The organism is Rosistilla oblonga (assembly GCF_007751715.1).
GTDB classification, from domain to species: domain Bacteria; phylum Planctomycetota; class Planctomycetia; order Pirellulales; family Pirellulaceae; genus Rosistilla; species Rosistilla oblonga.
In genome coordinates, this window is sequence record NZ_CP036292.1 from 6,560,980 (window position 1) to 6,578,470 (window position 17,491).

Below are 17,491 nucleotides of genomic sequence, written 5' to 3' on the forward strand. Positions count from 1 at the left end.
CTACCCAATGCCCGAACGCCTCTCGACCGGTAATCCTGCACTCGATCAAATGCTCGGCGGCGGCTTGCTGCCAGGAACACTAACGGTTGTCGCGGGAGCGACCGGAATCGGCAAGACGCAGCTGGGGATCAGCTATCTATTTGCTGGCCGCCCGCAAAACGAACCGCTTGGGGCGATGTTGGACCTGAGTGCGCGAGGCGATTCGCAAAACCACGACGGCTATGCCCAGCGTCTGTTCGATGCCGATTGGCGCAGCGTCGCCCCCGACTCGATGCCCTCGGGATCGGGCAATGAGTGGGTGTTTGATTCGCAGGTGCGGATGCCCAACGGACTGAACATGCTGGGGTATTCCGGACGCCGCGTGGTCCGCGATCAAATGGATCCCGATCAATGGAACGAGTGGCAGCGGCAATTGAACCGCAGCCTGAACAAGATGATTGGATTTTTGTACGGTCATCTAGTTCGCGGCACGCGGCGGTTTGTGATCGATGGGATCGAACCGTCGGATCGTCCGGAGGATTCGCTACAGATGGAGTTGTTCGAATACGCTTACCACCGCGTAATGCGGCAGGAACACGACTGGGTCGCCCGCGATCTGCTGCGACAGGACTTCCGGCACTACGCCGATCAAGTGACCGCACACGCCTACAGCAACTCCGAAGCCGCCTGCCTGCTATTGTGCACAACTCCCGAATCGATGCTGGATCAATTGATCGATCGCCCGCTGGCCAACGGCGATCTGGGAGCGTTAGCAAACACATTGATCTACATGGGCAAGATTCGCGACGGGCTGCAGATGCGGCGAGGTCTGCACATCGCCAAGCATCGCGGCAGCCGGTGCGATGACAACGTGCGGTTGTTCGAGATCGATGATTCCGGACTGCAGCTATCGGCCGGCTAAGCAGGTCGTATTGTATTTTTTCGTTTAACCGCGAGCCCATCGGGCCGCGCGGCCTTGAAAAACGCGGGGCGATGCCCGCGCGGTTAAACTGGAAAACTCCCTGCTTGCTGCTTAGCGTCGCGGTGAACAAGCAATGCGGGCCAGCATCGCAATCGATTTCACCGCCTCGCTGAGACTCAGCTTTGAAGACCCCTGAACGCGGTTGACGAAGCAAATCGGAATTTCGACGATCTTCGCATCGCGATGGGTCAGCAGCCACAAGATCTCTTCCAGCATCGCGTACCCGCTGGCGCGAATTCGATTCAGGTCGACCTTATCGAGCGTGTCGACGCGATAACATCGATACGCTCCGCTGCAGTCGTGGGCTTGCAGCCCCAAGGCGATCCGAGCGACACGATTCAGCAGACCGCTGATCACCAATCGCGACATCGGCCAGCCTTCGATCGCTCCGCCGGGAACGTAGCGTGAACCGATCACGACGTCAGCCTTTTCGCGCTGGGCGACGTCGACAAGCTTCGGAATTTCGACCGGGTCGTGACTCATGTCGCCATCGAGATTGACCAGGAAGTCGTAACCCGCGTCGCTGGCGTGTCGCATCGCAGCGACGATCGCGCTGCCGAGGCCTAGCTTGCGACCGCGTTGGTTCAATGTGAACCAAGGATCGCGCCCCGCCTTATCGGCAGCCCATTCGCCGGTCCCATCGGGCGATCCATCATCGACGACCAGCACGTCGGCTGACGGCAGGGCGGCGCGGATGCCAGCGACCAATTCGGGCAAGCTGTCGAGTTCGTTATACGTGCAGACAGCCACTAACACACGCGCCACCGGCGCGCCGCCATGCTCGTCCTTGTCGGGCGAATCAATCACCGAATCTTTGCTCTCCGCCTACAGTCGTGGCTTGGGTGGTTTGACGGGTTGTTTCCAGTTGTCGGCACCGACTAACTGCGTTTTGCGACGATAGATCTTGTCCACATTGGCCACGTACAGCGTCTTGCGATCGAGACCGCCAAACGTCGCGTAGCTGGGACGTCGCGAACCTGGAGGCATTGGCAAAATCAGATGCGAGCGTCCCGGTTGGTCGCAGATCTGAACGCCCATCGCCGTTGTGGAAATCAGCCAACCATCTTGGGAGACACACATCCCATCCAACAACCCGCGAGGATCGGCGGCCGGGATCTCCAGGTGAAAATAGGGCTGCTTGTATTTCAGCGATCCATCGTCGGCGATCTGGAAGGCGTTGATGAACCGCCCGGGGAAGTGGCCTACAAACAGCTGAGTCTGATCGGCGCTGAGTCCAATCCCGTTGCAGTCTTTGAAATTGTCGACAGCCTTCCGCTCGCGCGTCTTCGCGTCGAGCGACCAGATCTTGCCGGCTGGCGGATCGGTGTAATAGATCGTTCCGTCGTGGCGAACGACGATGTCGTTGCTGGTCGTCCCCTCGGCGATGACTTCCATTTCAAGAGTCTTCAAATCCCAGGCGCGGATCTGGCGGGCACCGCTGGCGGCACCATACAGCCGGCCGTCGGGGCCCAAGGAGATCCCGTTCGTCTTTCCGGTATCGGAGACGATCAGGCTGACCTCGCCATCGGGCGTGACCTTATAGAGTTCGCTCGCCGGAACGTCGGTAAAGTAGAGCGTGCCATCGTCGGTCACCGCCAAGCCCTCGGCCCACTTGTGCCCTTCGCTAACCAGTTCCCAGCCTTCGCCATCGACCAGGAATTTGTTGGCTTCGCTGTTGGATCGGTCCAGATGTGTGCTAACCGGTTGGGTATCAAAGTCTTTCCACAACCAACGCATCACGTCGGGCATGATCGCTGTGCCATGCTTGCTACTGTGGAAGCCTTCGCCCCAGGTGTGCTCGACTTCATATCCGGCCCACTGCAACGCTCGCAACAGCGTTTGGTTGGCCATCCACCAATCGCCGGCGTAGATGTTCAGATCGTTCGATCCGTCCTGCAGGTAAATCCGCAGCGGCTTCGGTTCGGTCTTGCGGACCAGCGTCGCTAGTTCGTGTCCGCCGCGGAGTCCGACATAGGTTCCGACGGTCGTGAAGACGCGGCGGAAATGATCGGGCCGTTGCCAAGCGACGTTGTAGGCGCAGATGCCGCCGGAGCTGCTGCCGCAGATCGCGCGAAGATTGGGATCGTCGGTCAGTTGAACGTTGTGTTCCTTTTCGACAAACGGCAGCATCTCGTCGATCAGAAAGTTGGCGTAGCTATCGTCGACGCTGTCGTATTCATATGACCGATTGAATCGCGATTGCGCGTTGTCGTTGGGGGCGGGGACGACACCGGGATTGATGAAGACGGCGATCGTGACGGGCATCTCGCCCGCAGCGATCAGATTGTCGAATATATTGGGGACGCGATAACCGCCCTCGCGCCGAGCGTATCCACCGCCGTCTTGGAAGACCATCAATGCTGCGGGTTTGGATCCGTCGTATTGCTTGGGGACATAGACCCAATAATCGCGGACTGTTCCAGGATAGATCTGCGAAGCATTGAACACGCCCTTGGTGATCGTGCCGACGGGAACCCCTTCTTTGAGCAAAGCGTCGGGATGCTGCGGATAGCTTTCCGTCTGGCGGGTCTTCGGTTGCGCGGCGGCGAAGCTGGCGAGCAACAGCAGCGCGATGGCGGTTGTTAACGGGCGTGCTATGTTCATTGGAGGTGCCTGGAAGGAAGTGCGGCGCGAGTGGAACGCTTGAGCAGCAAACTCTGATCCGTCGCGCGGAGCCAATAACGAATCATCCCACTTTAAACAGCGAGATCGTGGAATCGAGCGTATTCTGGTCGATCAGGGCAACGATTACATCGCCCAGACGCAGCTGGTCTTTCGCCGTCGGAACACGGACAAAGCCGTCTCGCATGATCGCGGCGATCAGGCAGCGGCCCGACAGCGGCAATTGCATCAGCGGAGCCTTGGTGACCGGAACGTCTTCGTCGATTTCGATCTCGTATACGCCGATCGATCCCTCGGGCAATTGACTCTGCGAAATGATCGGGCCATCGTTCATGAAGCCCATCACCTGACGAGCGACCGCGTCGCGTTCGCTGACCGCCACATCGATGCCCAGTTTGGCGACGACGTTGGCATAGTCGGGACGGCCAACGACGGCCATCACCTTGTGCGCCCCGAGTTCTCGCGCTTCGACGCCCGCCATGATGTTGTTCTCATCGTTGCCGGTGCAGGCGACAAAATAGTCCGCCTTGCCGACTCCTTCGTCTTCCAAAACCGAGCGGCGATTGGCGTTGGCGGTGACCACGGTCGCCGATGGCAGCAGTGTGGCGAGGTGCTCGCAGCGTTGCGGATCTTCATCCAAGATCAAGATCCGGTACTCTGCCTTGTTAAGCGATTGAGCCAGATGATATCCGGTCTCGCCACCGCCGGCGATGATCACGTTGCGACGGGGGATGCGAGTCGATTCGGGAGCAAACTGAGCCCTGGCTTCGGCGACGTCTTTGGGGAATCCGATCAGGCTGATCGAATCGCCCGCGTGGATCTCGTCTTCACCACCGGCGATCCAACGACGCCCCTGACGCGAGATCGAACCGATCCGCACGCCGTGGCTGAGCTTCAATTCGCGAAGCGGTTTGCCGACGGCGGGAGCTTTGATCGCCACCGTCAATTCGTAGACTTCCAATTGCCCGCGAGCAAAGTGCTCCAACGGGATCGACCCCGGGTTGCGAATGCTGCGAGCCAGTTCGGTCGCCGAGAGCTGCTCGAGGCTCAACAGCCGATCGATGTTGAAGTGCTGTTGGTAATCGAAAGTGCTCATGTCGCGAAATGCGGGAGCGTAGACGCGAGCGATCGCCCGCCGCGCGCCAAGCGCCTTGGCCATGCTGGCCGCCACGATGTTGACTTCATCGTCGCCGGTCACCGCCAGACAGATATCGGCTCCGCAAATGTCGGCTTGGAACAAGACCGTGCTCTGCGATCCGCTGCCGTGGATCGCCCGGACATCCAGTTCGGCATTGATCCGGCGAACCTCTTCGGGATTGGTGTCGATCACCGTGACGCTGTGCCGGGCGCGACATAATAGATCGGCAATCCAAGTTCCCACCGTTCCGGCGCCGAGGATGATCGCTTGCATAAGTCGCTATCGAGCTCTTGAACTGAGGGAAAGGTTGTACTACCGCTGCCTCGCCGCAGCCTGATAAATCGATTGGAAGGGGAGGGTGCAAATCGCGAGCAGCCGCCACGGCGCTGGCCGCTGTTTTTCGGGAACCAACCGGCGATCTGCGACCTGTCGATCGCAAGGTTTATCCTCGACGAAGGCCGCCGGAAGTCAGCCGTGCAGCCCCGCCGAAGGCCGGGATTATTGTAGTCGATCGGATGTGATAACCGAAGCGGGACAGACCGGCAATGGCCGGCCCAGAGAGGCCAAACCTACCGTTCCAAGGGGTGCATCGGCTGGCCGCGCGAGCGACGATGCTAGCGGACCCCGCCTCTCCCTTGGCCGATTCCGTGGGGGTGCGCGGCCGCATATTGAGTGTTTTTTCAATTTATCGGGCAAACTTCTCGATCGAGACTGTAATCAGCCGCGCTCGGATTCCGATTGAGTGGATTAGGACGGGCGTCGTTTTTTCCTTCAAGCTGACGACGGTGCGAGACAAGAATCGGAGAATCGCGAGCGATGGATCCCAGCTACTACTTCACCAAAAACCCCGACTTGGCGGCCCTCCACGTGGCGGCCTTCTTCTTCGTGCTGGGCCTGGCTGTCGGCTGGGTCTTGTGGTCGGGCAACCGACGCCAGGTTCGCAACCTGGATCGCGAAAACGATGCGATCGCCAAACAGCTCGAAGCCGATTGCTTCCGGCAATCCCAACTGGAACGCGAGTCGTCGCTGTTGGGTTGAGTCCAACGGTCGATCTTCGCAGGTGAGCAGGCGAGGTTGCCCCCAGTTTCCGCGAGTCCCCAACGATTGAATTGCCATGTTTATTGCACGTCTTGATTATGCGATGACTCACCTGGGCTGGCTGGGTTTCCTAACAGCGATCTATTTCGCAGGGATCGGGATCTGGCTGGCTCAACTGTTGTGGCGGCGCAGCAAGGCGGCGATCTGGCAGGACCGCAGCGAGATCTTTTCCGAATACCGCGACTTGCACCTACGCGCGATCGAGAACCAAACCGAACTCCTGGAAGCCTGCGAGATCCACGAGACCAGCCTCTTGCAACGCGAGGCGCAAGTCGCCGACTTGCGCAAGCAAGCCGCCGCAAAAGAAGCTCAACTGGCGGAGACGCAAAAACAACTTGCGACCGCGGTAACCGCTCGCGAACAAGCCGAAGCGAACGGGCGATCTCATCGATCGGCGCTTGCCGGCAGCGAGACTCAACTGCAGCGACTGCAGGCGCAACTGGAAGCGGCTGAAGCAAAGCTCGTCGAACAGCAACTGGCCAACGACAAACTGGATGCTGGGCATCAGTGCATGGCGACCTCTTGGAGCCAACAGGTGGCCAAGCTGGATGCCGCGTTGGCGTTGACAGCCAACGATGCCAAAGAAGCTCAAGCGAAACTGGCTCAAGGCGAGCAAGAGCTGATTCGGTTGCGAAACGAAAACAAACGACTGGCCGAGGAATTGGCCGACGCGGAAAACGATCAGGTCTCGATGGACCAAGTCGATCAAGAGTACCGGCGTTTGCGGGCCCAATTGACTACGGTTCGCCAGCAGCTGGAAACGGCACAGACGAGTCTGGCCGAGCGCGATCAGCAATGCGAGCGTTTGACGGAAGAACTGCAAGCGACGCAGGAAGATCTGGAACTGCGTGGGATCTTGCTGGAAGATCTGCGCGTCGTGCAGACCGCAACGGTTGCGAAATTGAATGCTTGGCGACAGACCGACGACGAACTGACGGCACTGGAAACCGAACTGGCCGAACTGCAAGCCAAGCTGACTGCCGTTGAACAGCAACGCGACGGAGCGCTGCAACGCGAACACGCAGCGGAACAGAAGCGTCAGCAGATCCAACACCGACTGGAAACCAAGGCGGAGGAAAGGGAGGCGATGCGAGCGGAGGACCGCGCGGAAATCGAAACGCTCCGCCAGCGGCTGACCGACGCCGAAGATCGGCTCGACGCCGTCATCCAACGCCCCAGCGATGCCGACGATCTGACCGAGATCTTTGGCGTCAGCCGACGTCTGGAAGAACAACTGAACGCGGCCGGCGTATTCCGCTTCGAACAGATCGCCGGATGGACCAACCGGCAGAAATGCCAGATCGAACAGCAACTGGGTCTACCGGGACGGGTGCGTGACGAGAAATGGTGCGACCAAGCGAAAGAGCTGCTGGCCGCGGGTGACGAATCGGGCGAGCGAACGCCCGAACCGGTGAAGCCCAAGGCGACGTCTTACCTGCGAGCACTCCGGACCTACGGCAACGTCTCGGTCACCGTCGACGAATCGCTAGGCGTCGTCTTCAATCGCCGCCCCAGCTATGTCGACGATCTGACAGTTGTCCGCGGGATCGGGCAGGTCAACCAACGCTGCCTGCGGAAAGCGGGCGTCTACCGCCTGCAACAGATCGCCGACTGGAACGAATACAACGTCTGGGCGTTCAACGAATTGTTGAGCTTCAAGGGGCGGATCGAACGCGAGAATTGGGTCGGCCAAGCGCAAGACCTGCTGGCATCGCGCGGTAAACAAGACGCAGACGAGACGGTATCGATCAGCATCGACTCGGCGAACGATTCGAGCGACGGCGAATCGAGTCGCGCCGCGGCCTAATAAGGAACTCCGCCGTCTTTTCGCGAGCGTTTTCCGCCGCCAGCGACCACTCAAACTAAAACGGGAATGCGTCCGAAGATCGCATTCCCGTCATGAGTTATCAAACGTGAAGGACGTTGCTTAATTGCAACCCGCGGTACCGCAACCGCCGCTGCAGCCTGCCGCTCCACAACCGCTGCCGCAGTTGCCCGCTGGTGCACATCCGCCACCAACGCCGTTGCCTTGGCAACCGTAGCTAGCCGCGCCACCTTGCGAAACCTGACCGCATGGATAAACGGTCTCTTCGACAACCTTCGGCACCATCTTGCAGACCTGCACGGTCACTTCACGCATGCTGGTGAAAGGAACCTTGACGGTGTATTCCTCGACCGATTCTTCGGCAACGCGATCGTATCGCGTGGTCTCATACGCTTCGGTCAGGACCTCGGGAACGTTCACGGTGTAGGAGACTTCTTTGGTCTTCTGCACGGGGTGATACGAAACGACGGGGTAGGTTTCGGTTCGCACTTCTTCCTTGAACGACAGTTCGCGGCGAGTTCGCTCGCGTGTCTCTTCGGTGTACTCGACGACCTTGCGTGGACGCGTGCGCGTTTCATCGACGTAGTGAACGACCTTGCGAATCCCGGTGCGTTGTTCGGGTTGGTAGACCAGATAGGTGCACTCGTAAGGAATCTGTTGCTGCTGTTCTTCGTAGACGGTGTAGCTGACCTCGTGTTGCTGCGATTGCATTTCAACGACGGGGACTTCTTCGGTCTGCAAATTTGGAACCCAGACGCGGCGAGTTACCGTTTGAGTCGCTGGTGCAACGGCGACGCTGTGGCCGCCGATCACTTGTTCGCCACATCCGCTGCAGCCGCCGTTGGCAGCGCTTCCGCAATTAGCTGTCGCGGTATGCGAACCCGAGCAGCCACAACTGCGAGCTTGGCATGCGCTGCAACTGCCGCAGCGACGCGATGCACACGAGCTGGCATATCCGCCCGATCCACAACCGCCATACGAACCGCAACCGCCCATGTTGGAAGCGGTCTGATTGCCGCTGTAACATCCGCCCGCTGACGCAGGAACGGCCGCGGGGACGGGAGCCGCGATCACTTCGTCGACTCGTGTTTCCCAATGTCCGTAGTCTTTGGTGACGGTTTGCGTGCGGGTGACGGGAACGTCGATGTTGATCAACCGCCGCTTGACGACAGGGACTGCGTTGGTGACGGTTTGGATTTTTGTTTCGGTTTGCGGAACGGGAACGTTCACGGTGTAGGTGAACTCCTCGTCGGTCAGCTGGGGAACGCTGACGGTGTAGCTCTCTTCGCGCTCGACGATCTGAGGGACGCGGACGGTGTAGGTCTCGGGAACTTCGTTCCAAACCGGCACGGTGTGCGTCTGTTCGATCGTCTGCATGTCGGTTTGAGCGACAAGTTCGGTGTATTCGACCGTCTTGCTTTCGGTCTTGGCTTGCATCACGGTTCGCGTGCGGTATTTCGTTTCGGTAACCGGCACCGTGCGATAGGTCGTCTTGGTGCGATAGCGAACTTCGTCGCGATATTCGGTGGTCGGTTGAGCACGCGTTTCGGTGACGTAAGTCGGCACCATGATGACCTTGGCAATCGTCATCGGTCCGCACAGCGGCTGAGTCGCAGGAACGGCAGCGGGAGCGTAGCTGTTGATCGCGCAACCGGCATCCTGTTGGGGAGCCGCGTAGCCGATGCTGGGCTGAGTCGCGTAGCCGACGTTTGAACCGCAGCCGGGGACAACGGCACATCCACCGCCGGCACACGGATCGGTACATCCGCCACACGGGATACACGGCTGCCCGGCGGTCGCCGCCGAAACGAAGCTCAACAGCATGAGCATCGCGGCTGCCAACGAGAATCGAGAGTTCATTCTTTTTGTCTCCAAACGACTTGCGAACGCCGTAGCGTTCCTATTTTCGATTTCTGCGAATCAACGGGCGCGGCGGGACCGCGCAGCAGGAGATCCTTTAAATAAGACCGCGTGCCAGTATATTTAACCCGAATCTTCGTTAAAACAGAAAAGATAGGAATAAATGGCGATCTTTCCATTCTTTCCCCCTCCCACCCGAAACGGATGAATGCACATCCGTCGACGCCACAGCTTTTCGTTGCCTTCTCACGACGCCGCTCTGCTGCGAGAGGGCCCACTGGCGGGGGGCAACCAGATCTGACGCGACGCTCTGTTTGCGGAAGAGGAAGCGATTTTGTGACCTAACCTTTTTTGTGGATGCCCCGCGCCAGCGGTGCGCCTGGTTAAAAAACGCAAGATCGCAGCGCTTCCTGGAGCCCCTCACCCCGATGTCAAACCCAAAGTACCGCCTGGCCCGCACTCTCGCACTGCTTGCGACCAGCTTTTTCTTGGGCAGCTTGTTCGCCAGCCTCGTGATGGCTCAAGAGTCCTCCGAACCGGTCGTCGCTCGGGCCCAGATGCAGCTGCAAGTCGGCGAGAAGCTTGTCGATACGATCGAAAAGGGGGACCTGTTGACGGTCCTCGAAGATCGTGGCGACACCTACCTAATCGTGACCTACAACGGTCACCGCGGCGTGGTCGAAAAGGTGAACGCCGTCAAGATCATCGAATCGGCCGACATCTATACCGAATTGATTCAGAAGAACCCAACCGACGGCCGGCTGTTCACACTGCGAGCATCGGCTTGGTGGGCACTAAAGCAGCACCAAAAGGCGCTGGACGATTTCGATCGCGCGATCAAGCTCGGCTACGATGCACCACACGCCTACTCCAGCCGTGGCATGTTCCACGCCGCGATGGGAGATTTCGACGAAGCGATCCAAGACTACACAACCGCTTTGAAACGGGACAAGGAAAAAGAAGACTTCTCACCACTGTTGAATCGCGCGGCGGTCTACATGACGCTACAAAAGTTTCCCGATGCGATCGCCGACTACGACGAAGTCATTCAGCGTAAACCCGATCTCGCGAGCGCTTATCAACAGCGCGCCGTGGCGCACAAGTTGAGCGGCAACCTAGAGAAAGCCGTCGCTGATTTTGATAAAGCGATCGAACTGAGCCCCAAGAATGTATCGGCGTTGATGAGTCGCGGGTTTGTCCACTTTCAACAATCCGACCACAAGCGAGCAGTAGAAGATTTTGCCGCGGTGATCGAGATCGAACCCCGCGCGGCGGCCGCTTACAACAACCGCGGCTTCAATCTACAGAAGCTCGGCAAGACGACCGAAGCCTTGGCCGATTACAACAAAGCGATCGAACTGGCTCCCGATTACGCATTGGCTTATCAAAACAAAGCTTGGCTGTTGATCACCGCCAACGATCCACAACTGGGCAACGCAAGCGTCGCGATCCAGGCGGCGACCAAGGCGGGCGAGCTGAACAATTTTGCGATCATCAGCGACCTAGCTGCGATGGCGGCGGCGCTCGCGGCGGACGAACAGTTCGAAGAAGCGATCGGATGGCAGGAGAAAGTGCTCGAGATGGCTCCGGAAGATCGCAAGCCGTACGCCGAAAAAGTTCTCGCGTTGTATCAACAGCACGAGCCCTTTGATCCCAAGTTGGCAGAGGGGGATGCGAAGGCGACGGCAGCCGACAAGACGGAAGCGGATGCCAAGCCCGAACCACCGACCGCGGAAAAGCCTAGCGAATCGGAAGACGAATAGCTGTCGAGGGGACAGCGAACGCCAACGCGATGCGGCGACGCAGATTGTCGACAACGAAGATTACCCAACGAAAAACGGCTCGAGGATGGAAACATCACTCGAGCCGTTTTTTTGTTTTATCAAGCATTGGCAACCGCAAGCACGCTCGCCGATCCCGCTTCATCCGTTACCAAGGGCCACGAATATAGTGGACGCCAAACTGGTCGGTGTGGCTGGGCCAATGAGGCGTTGGTCGGAACTGACCATAAGGCACGCCCATCGGTTGTGGCATGTTGCGATTGAACTGATGGTGGATCGGATACGACAGATTCTGGCTGACGCCCCATGAATAATTCGTCTGCATGTGCGCCGTCGGCGGCACAATCATCGCGACCGGAGTGCCCCAGTTGGAATACTGGTAATGGCTGTGCCAAGGACGGGTCGCAGCGAAATTCATCGCTTGCACATTAGTCCGGCCATAGATGTCGACAGCTTCCGCAGTCGACGTTCCCAACACGATGCCGGCAAGCATCGTGAGGGCGATGGTGAAGTGTTTATTCATGGCGATTGATGCTCCAGTGTGCAACACCATCGTCGGTATTGCATGGGGTGGCGAGACTCAGATCACTGACAAACGATCTGCATATACCACGATACGTTCATCTAGCGTGCGATACGGAAAAAGTTATACATCGTTTGGGCATACTGCTTTGGGGCAACCCTATAAGACGCTTTGGTGCGGTTGGTTCCCCGGCCGTAATCATAATGATTGTGATAACGGTCTTGGTGTTGATACAGATAATTGTGAGGCATCAACGGTTGGTAGGGGACCCAAGTGTGGCCGACAAATGCGGGCACGGGGCCCGGTGCCAAATACATCTCCGCGTTGACCTGGTTTTGGCCGTTGGAGTAGTAGTTGTAGAACAGGTCGGGCTGAGCGTATTGCTTGGGGATGTAAGGTCCCTGCTGGCCTCCGCGAACCATCGAAGCGAGGTGTCCGTTGCCACGCAACGTACCGCCGCTGGCACCGTCCGCTTGGCAGTTGGTGCATTGGCCCGAAGCCGAAGCCTGGTGGGACTCACCCGTCTCCTCGCCGACCGCCACGTCCGAGATGATTTGAGAATCCACGATGTATTCGCCAGCGACCTGTTGGGCATTTGCCGTTGCGGTCGCCGAAGCTGCAATGGTGATCGCTGCGATGAATCGCGCCGTAAAACGCATGGTTCTTCCTCCCTGGAAGACGGATCTCAGAAGTGTTGCCCGAACGATGCTGGCGATCGCTGCGGACGTTGGATCGTTGTTAGAGCTCTTGCCTTTGACAGCATTGTGTCTCTTGTCCGGAAGAATCGCGTTCGTCCGGCTATTGGGGTCTTTTCGGTTCTATCTAGTTCCCCAAGCCAACGTTTTCTCTCCGGGGCTACGTGTCGCCCGCAATCGGCGCAGACTGCCCGGCCTGCGACTAGGACCAAATCTACGGAATCGCTACAATCGGCCACGATTCGTCGACGGCGGCGGTCGGTCGACAGACACCGATTGCCCCGGCACTTCCCCCCCGCAAGGGCGAATGTTGCGATTTGATCGGCCCGACACTCAGCAAAAGTGCTGAAGTGCAGCGTGGGGCTGCCGATAACCGATGTATCGATGACACGGATTCTGACAGTTGCCCGAGAAGGAAAAGATGGCGGCCGGAACAAGCACCCCCAAGACACGTCGAAGCACTGCCGAAGCGATGGCCAAAGGTCAACGCGATATTTCGGTCAGTGAGTTCTTTGCAAAAAACAAGCACCTGCTGGGCTTCGACAATCCGCGAAAGTCGCTGTTGACGACGGTCAAAGAGGCGGTCGACAACTCGCTCGATGCGTGCGAAGAGGCTGGCATTCTGCCGGTGATCTGGGTCCAACTGGAACCGACCCAATCGGGTCGCTACCGAGTTTCGATCCAAGACAACGGCCCCGGAATCGTCAAGAAACAGATCCCGTTGATCTTCGGCAAACTGCTGTACGGCAGCAAGTTCCACCGATTGCGGATGAGCCGCGGACAGCAGGGAATCGGGATCAGCGCCGCGGGCATGAACGGGATGCTGACCAGCGGGCAACCGGTCAAGATCGTCAGCAAGGTATCGGTCCGCAAACCGGCTCACTACTTTGAGCTGCAGATCGATACAAAGAAGAACCAGCCGGAAATTGTCAACGGCAAGGGGGATGGCATCGACATTCCCGCCGGGGAAAAAGGTCGCCAGTACATCGAGAAGGCGGGGATCGCATGGGAAACCGTGATCCCACACGAGGATGGGACCAGCGAAGACGTGACGCACGGAACGCGGGTCACGATCGAATTAGCAGCGATCTACAAAAAGGGGCGCGGCAGCGTCGATGAATACATCGAACAGACGGCGATCGCCAACCCGCACATCACCGTGCACTACGTCGACCCCGACGGGACCGCCCGATCCTACTGGCGCAGCACCACCGAATTGCCAGCCGAAGCCAAAGAGATCAAACCGCATCCCTACGGCGTCGAGCTGGGACACCTGATGGCGATGATGTCGGCTGACAACGTCAACACGATCAGCCAGTTTCTGCAGAGTTCGTTCTCATGCGTCACGCCAGCTGTCGCCCGCCGGATCTGCGAAGCGGCCGGAATCGGCAGCCGCATGACCACGAAAAAGATCGGCCGCGACGAAGCGGACAAAGTTTTCCGCGCGATGCAGGAAGCGAAGATTCGCCCGCCGGCGACCGATTGCGTCGTGCCGATCGGCCAGGGGCTGCTGCTGAAGGGAATCAGCACCGTCGTGCCGGGCGAGTTCTATGCGGCATCCAGCCGGCCGCCAGCGGTTTATCGCGGCAATCCGTTTATCATCGAAGTGGCGCTCGCATACGGTGGCGGCCCGCAAACGCATGCGATCACGCACGATGAACTAAACGAACTGATCGGACAGACCGACGCCCGGACGCTGCGTAAGTTCTTGATGGATACGTTCAGCGGCGTCGGTTCCGACGGCGCCGACAAGATCATGAAGCAGGCCGGTCTGAAGACCCGCAAGAGTCCGTCGAACCTCACGACCAAGGAGCGGTTGGCACTGCACGATGCCTTGCAAAACGTAAGCATCAACGAGGGGCAATCGATGCAGGTGATGCGGTTCGCCAACCGCGTGCCGCTGCAGTTCCAAGCCGGTGCGTGCGCGATCACGCAAGCGGTGATGGGAATGAATTGGCGCAGTTATGGACTGACTCAATCTCGCGGCAATTTGCCCAACGGTCCCGTGTCGGTGATGGTCCACGTCGCCAGCGTTTGGGTGCCGTTTACCAGCGAATCGAAAGAAGCGGTCGCCAATTATCCGGAGATCGAAAAGGAGCTGCGATTAGCCTTGCAGTTTGTCGGTCGCAAGCTGGGAATGTTCCTGCGGCGCCGGCAAAAAGTGAAGCAGGAAGGAGAGCGGCGAAGCGTCTTCCTGCGGTATCTGGGCGAGGTCGCGCAAGCCTTGCACGGCATGAACGGCTGCGACACTCAACAGGTCTACGACCACTTGTTAGAGGTTGCTAAGCGGAAGACAGCCGATGCGGATGTGGTTCTCGATGAACGGGGCAAAGTGATTCAAGATGAATCGGAACTCGATCTGGGCGACGGCGTGTTGATCGTCGACAACGCCGCCAAGACGGTCCCCACAGCCGACGCAGCGGTCAAACCGGCCGCTGCCGCAGAAGAGGCTTCGGCGGAGGACGATTCGGTCGAACAGGGTGAACTGTTCGACGCGTAAGCGATTGGGAAACTCAGGACAACGTTTGAGCGTCGTCTCCGGCACAGGCTGCGAACCGATCGCAGGCCGGAACGCTCGGTAACAAGTTTGGCCTTCGCCACCGCGGATCGGGGTGGAGGTTGCGATAACGATGGATCTCAAGAATCATGGCTAAGAAAAAACAAGCTCCTAAAAAGTTCGTCCCCGAAAAACCGAAGCCTGTTAAGCTGACGCCGATCGACAAATCGACGCTCACCAAACTCGAGGGGCTCGCGGACAAGGTCGTCAGCTCAGCGACGCGGGGCCGCGATCCGTTTCTGGATATCCCCACGCGAGCGCTTTCGAACGTGCGTTTCAATAAAACGAAACGCTATATCGAGATGGGGAAAAACACGAACCGCCGCGAGCTGTTCAACCTGAACCAAGCCCGATCCTACATGCAAACGCTGCTGGCTGGCAGCGGCTGCAAGAGCCTGATCGACGAAGGCAAAACGACAAGCATTCGTGGTCTCTACTATCGCATGAAGCACACGATCAAAGGTGCCAAAGAGGAGACGTTCAACAATCAGGGCGAATCCGATGCGGTGATCGAGGATCTGGAAGTCCTGGCGAATTCGCTGCGTGAAGAACTACATCTGTACGCCGACAAACGGGGCGAGATGGTTGGTCCGATCGTACTGGAAGATATGGGAGACGAGATCGATTGTGCGCGGATGGGCAGCGGTGGCTACGGGATTCCTTCGATCGTAGAACCCGACCGGATCAAATTCAAACGCTGCACCGCCGACTTTATCCTGCATGTCGAAAAAGGAACCGTCTGGCAACGATTCAACGAAGACAAGTTTTGGAAAAAGCACAACTGCCTGCTGACACATGGTGCCGGGCAACCGCCGCGAGGCGTCCGGCGATTGTTGCATCGGATGCACAACGAACTGGAACTGCCCGTCTACTGCGTGCTCGATAACGATCCCTGGGGATATTACATCTACAGCGTGATCAAGCAGGGGTCGATCAACCTGGCGTTTGAGTCGCAGCGGATGACGATCCCCGACGCAAAGTTCTTGGGGCTACGCAGCATCGACTTGGAACGCTGCGGGCTGGACATGAACGTAACGATCAAGATGAACGACACCGATCGCAAGCGAGCCAAACAGATCATGAAGTATCCGTGGTTCGAAGGCAAAAAGCGGTGGCAGAAAGAGATCGACAGGATGCTGCAAAACGACTTCAAGCTCGAGGTCGAGTCGTTGATCAATCTCGGCATCAGTTACGTCACCGAGACCTATGTCCCCGAGCGATTAGCCGACGGCGACTGGCTCGACTAGTTTGCTCCGCAACCGAGGCAGCGGTTGCCGCGAGAGAACACTGCCGCCAACCGAGCGATGGTTCGCGGCGGCGGATGCCAACGGCTACAGCTCGATCGTTGTGAACCGGCTGCGATACATCAACCGCTCCCACCAACTGGCGCGGCGCAGTCGTGGATCGTTTGCATCGATGGTGTGCTGTTTGCCGCGACGCGTTCGCAAAAGGATCTGTTGATTCTCGAGCACTGCTTCGACGACCCAGAACTTGTCGACGAGATAGTGGTAGGTATCACCACCTGGGGTCGGATGCACATCGGTAGCTCGGGCACCGGGCGAAGTACTGCTCTTCTGCTTGCGATAGATCACCCAATCGCCGCGTTTCAATTTGGATGCGTCCATGATTCTATTCACACACTCCGTTGGATGGATCGGTGGGAGACGACGATAAAACCCAGGTCGACTAAACTTTTTTTGGCAAACCTGCGCGAGCCGTAAAGCGGCGCAAACGAAGCGACCGCTTCGCCCATCGGGGATCGGCCGAGAGTTCAGCAGCAGGAGGAAACTGGCTGTTGCCGTTCGCATCACTGCCATTGTCGCCGAAGCAAAGCGACCGATTTGCCGGGAAGGTGCGGCGGCATTGGCGATGCCGCTGCATCAGAATCTATGGCGCAACGACGCGCTAGGCAAGTATGGCAACCGGGGTTACGTTGGGGATTGCCGATTTCGACTGCTGTTTCAGCACCAGTTCCATCGAAACCGGGCCCCAGGCGGTTTCAAATCGCAGGCAGGTGCCATGGTTCTCCGAACCAAACGCGATCTCGCATTGCCCCATGATCACCGAAGGGAGTGACATATTGGTCGCTTCGTTGCCCAACAGCACCCGGGCGCGGCCGGCGATCATATTCACGATCTCGCCGACGGCATCGACGACATCGGAATTCAGTTCGGCGGGCGTCTCGCCCAACAGTGCCCCGGTCGCTTTGTAGGCAAAGTCGCGGGAGACGCTGAGCGCGGCGGTGCCGCAGATCGCTCCCGAGATGCCGATGATCCCTTTGATCTCGTTGATTCGATCGGCGGCTGTCGAATCGCCGACCTCCTTCAGCTTGACCTCGCATCCAAGACAGCTGTTAAAAATTTCTTCGACTGCCTTTTGAAAGGCTTCGTTTTCGGTAGCCAGCATCTGATCTGCCCCTAGGTTTGGGTTT

Annotated in this window: 14 protein-coding genes; 6 read left to right on the forward strand and 8 right to left on the reverse strand. The window is 58.5% G+C overall.

Features of this window, described 5'->3' with window-relative positions; translation table 11 throughout:
* Positions 1–7: 7 nt before the first annotated feature.
* Complete coding sequence (locus CA51_RS23115) at positions 8–901, forward strand: RAD55 family ATPase (protein WP_145123502.1); 894 nt, start codon at positions 8–10, stop codon at positions 899–901.
* A 111-nt stretch (positions 902–1,012) separates the two neighbouring features.
* Here the strand turns inward: CA51_RS23115 and CA51_RS23120 are convergent, their stop codons facing one another.
* From CA51_RS23120 to trkA, 3 genes are all read right to left on the reverse strand, one after another.
* Positions 1,013–1,768, reverse strand: coding sequence for a polyprenol monophosphomannose synthase (locus CA51_RS23120; RefSeq protein ID WP_231745852.1), 756 nt, complete (start codon positions 1,766–1,768; stop codon positions 1,013–1,015).
* An 18-nt stretch (positions 1,769–1,786) separates the two neighbouring features.
* On the reverse strand, positions 1,787–3,565 hold the full coding sequence (locus CA51_RS23125; protein ID WP_145123503.1) for an SMP-30/gluconolactonase/LRE family protein: 1,779 nt from the start codon (positions 3,563–3,565) through the stop codon (positions 1,787–1,789).
* An 82-nt stretch (positions 3,566–3,647) separates the two neighbouring features.
* Positions 3,648–4,994, reverse strand: coding sequence for a Trk system potassium transporter TrkA (gene trkA, locus CA51_RS23130; RefSeq protein WP_145123504.1), 1,347 nt, complete (start codon positions 4,992–4,994; stop codon positions 3,648–3,650).
* A gap of 543 nt (positions 4,995–5,537) precedes the next feature.
* Here trkA and CA51_RS23135 point away from each other — a divergent pair.
* Positions 5,538–5,759: a hypothetical protein gene (locus tag CA51_RS23135; RefSeq protein ID WP_145123505.1), complete on the forward strand. Its 222-nt coding sequence runs from the start codon at positions 5,538–5,540 to the stop codon at positions 5,757–5,759.
* 76 nt (positions 5,760–5,835) lie between these two features.
* Entirely contained in the window at positions 5,836–7,626 is a 1,791-nt protein-coding gene (locus tag CA51_RS23140) for a hypothetical protein (protein ID WP_145123506.1), read from the forward strand.
* A gap of 120 nt (positions 7,627–7,746) precedes the next feature.
* On the opposite strand, the gene CA51_RS23145 is transcribed toward CA51_RS23140, so the two are convergent.
* Positions 7,747–9,504, reverse strand: coding sequence for a ferredoxin (locus CA51_RS23145; protein WP_145123507.1), 1,758 nt, complete (start codon positions 9,502–9,504; stop codon positions 7,747–7,749).
* A 428-nt stretch (positions 9,505–9,932) separates the two neighbouring features.
* On the opposite strand from CA51_RS23145, the gene CA51_RS23150 reads away from it, so the two are divergent.
* Complete coding sequence (locus CA51_RS23150) at positions 9,933–11,267, forward strand: tetratricopeptide repeat protein (protein ID WP_145123508.1); 1,335 nt, start codon at positions 9,933–9,935, stop codon at positions 11,265–11,267.
* A gap of 166 nt (positions 11,268–11,433) precedes the next feature.
* Here the strand turns inward: CA51_RS23150 and CA51_RS23155 are convergent, their stop codons facing one another.
* Both CA51_RS23155 and CA51_RS23160 read right to left on the reverse strand, forming a co-directional pair.
* The gene (locus CA51_RS23155) at positions 11,434–11,808 is read right to left on the reverse strand and encodes a hypothetical protein (protein ID WP_145123509.1); all 375 of its coding nucleotides are present in this window, start codon (positions 11,806–11,808) and stop codon (positions 11,434–11,436) included.
* Between the two features lie 101 nt (positions 11,809–11,909).
* A complete protein-coding gene (locus CA51_RS23160; RefSeq protein ID WP_145123510.1) occupies positions 11,910–12,467 on the reverse strand; it encodes a hypothetical protein in 558 nt (185 codons plus the stop codon).
* Positions 12,468–12,906: 439 nt separating this feature from the next.
* On the opposite strand from CA51_RS23160, the gene CA51_RS23165 reads away from it, so the two are divergent.
* Both CA51_RS23165 and CA51_RS23170 read left to right on the forward strand, forming a co-directional pair.
* A complete protein-coding gene (locus CA51_RS23165) occupies positions 12,907–15,003 on the forward strand; it encodes a DNA topoisomerase VI subunit B (protein ID WP_231745853.1) in 2,097 nt (698 codons plus the stop codon).
* A 146-nt stretch (positions 15,004–15,149) separates the two neighbouring features.
* Entirely contained in the window at positions 15,150–16,307 is a 1,158-nt protein-coding gene (locus tag CA51_RS23170; RefSeq protein ID WP_145123511.1) for a DNA topoisomerase IV subunit A, read from the forward strand.
* 84 nt (positions 16,308–16,391) lie between these two features.
* Here the strand turns inward: CA51_RS23170 and CA51_RS23175 are convergent, their stop codons facing one another.
* Positions 16,392–16,685 carry a hypothetical protein gene (locus tag CA51_RS23175; protein WP_145123512.1) on the reverse strand — a complete coding sequence of 98 codons (294 nt, stop codon included), beginning with the start codon at positions 16,683–16,685 and terminating at the stop codon, positions 16,392–16,394.
* A gap of 280 nt (positions 16,686–16,965) precedes the next feature.
* The gene (locus CA51_RS23180) at positions 16,966–17,466 is read right to left on the reverse strand and encodes a chemotaxis protein CheX (RefSeq protein ID WP_145123513.1); all 501 of its coding nucleotides are present in this window, start codon (positions 17,464–17,466) and stop codon (positions 16,966–16,968) included.
* Positions 17,467–17,491: the final 25 nt, after the last annotated feature.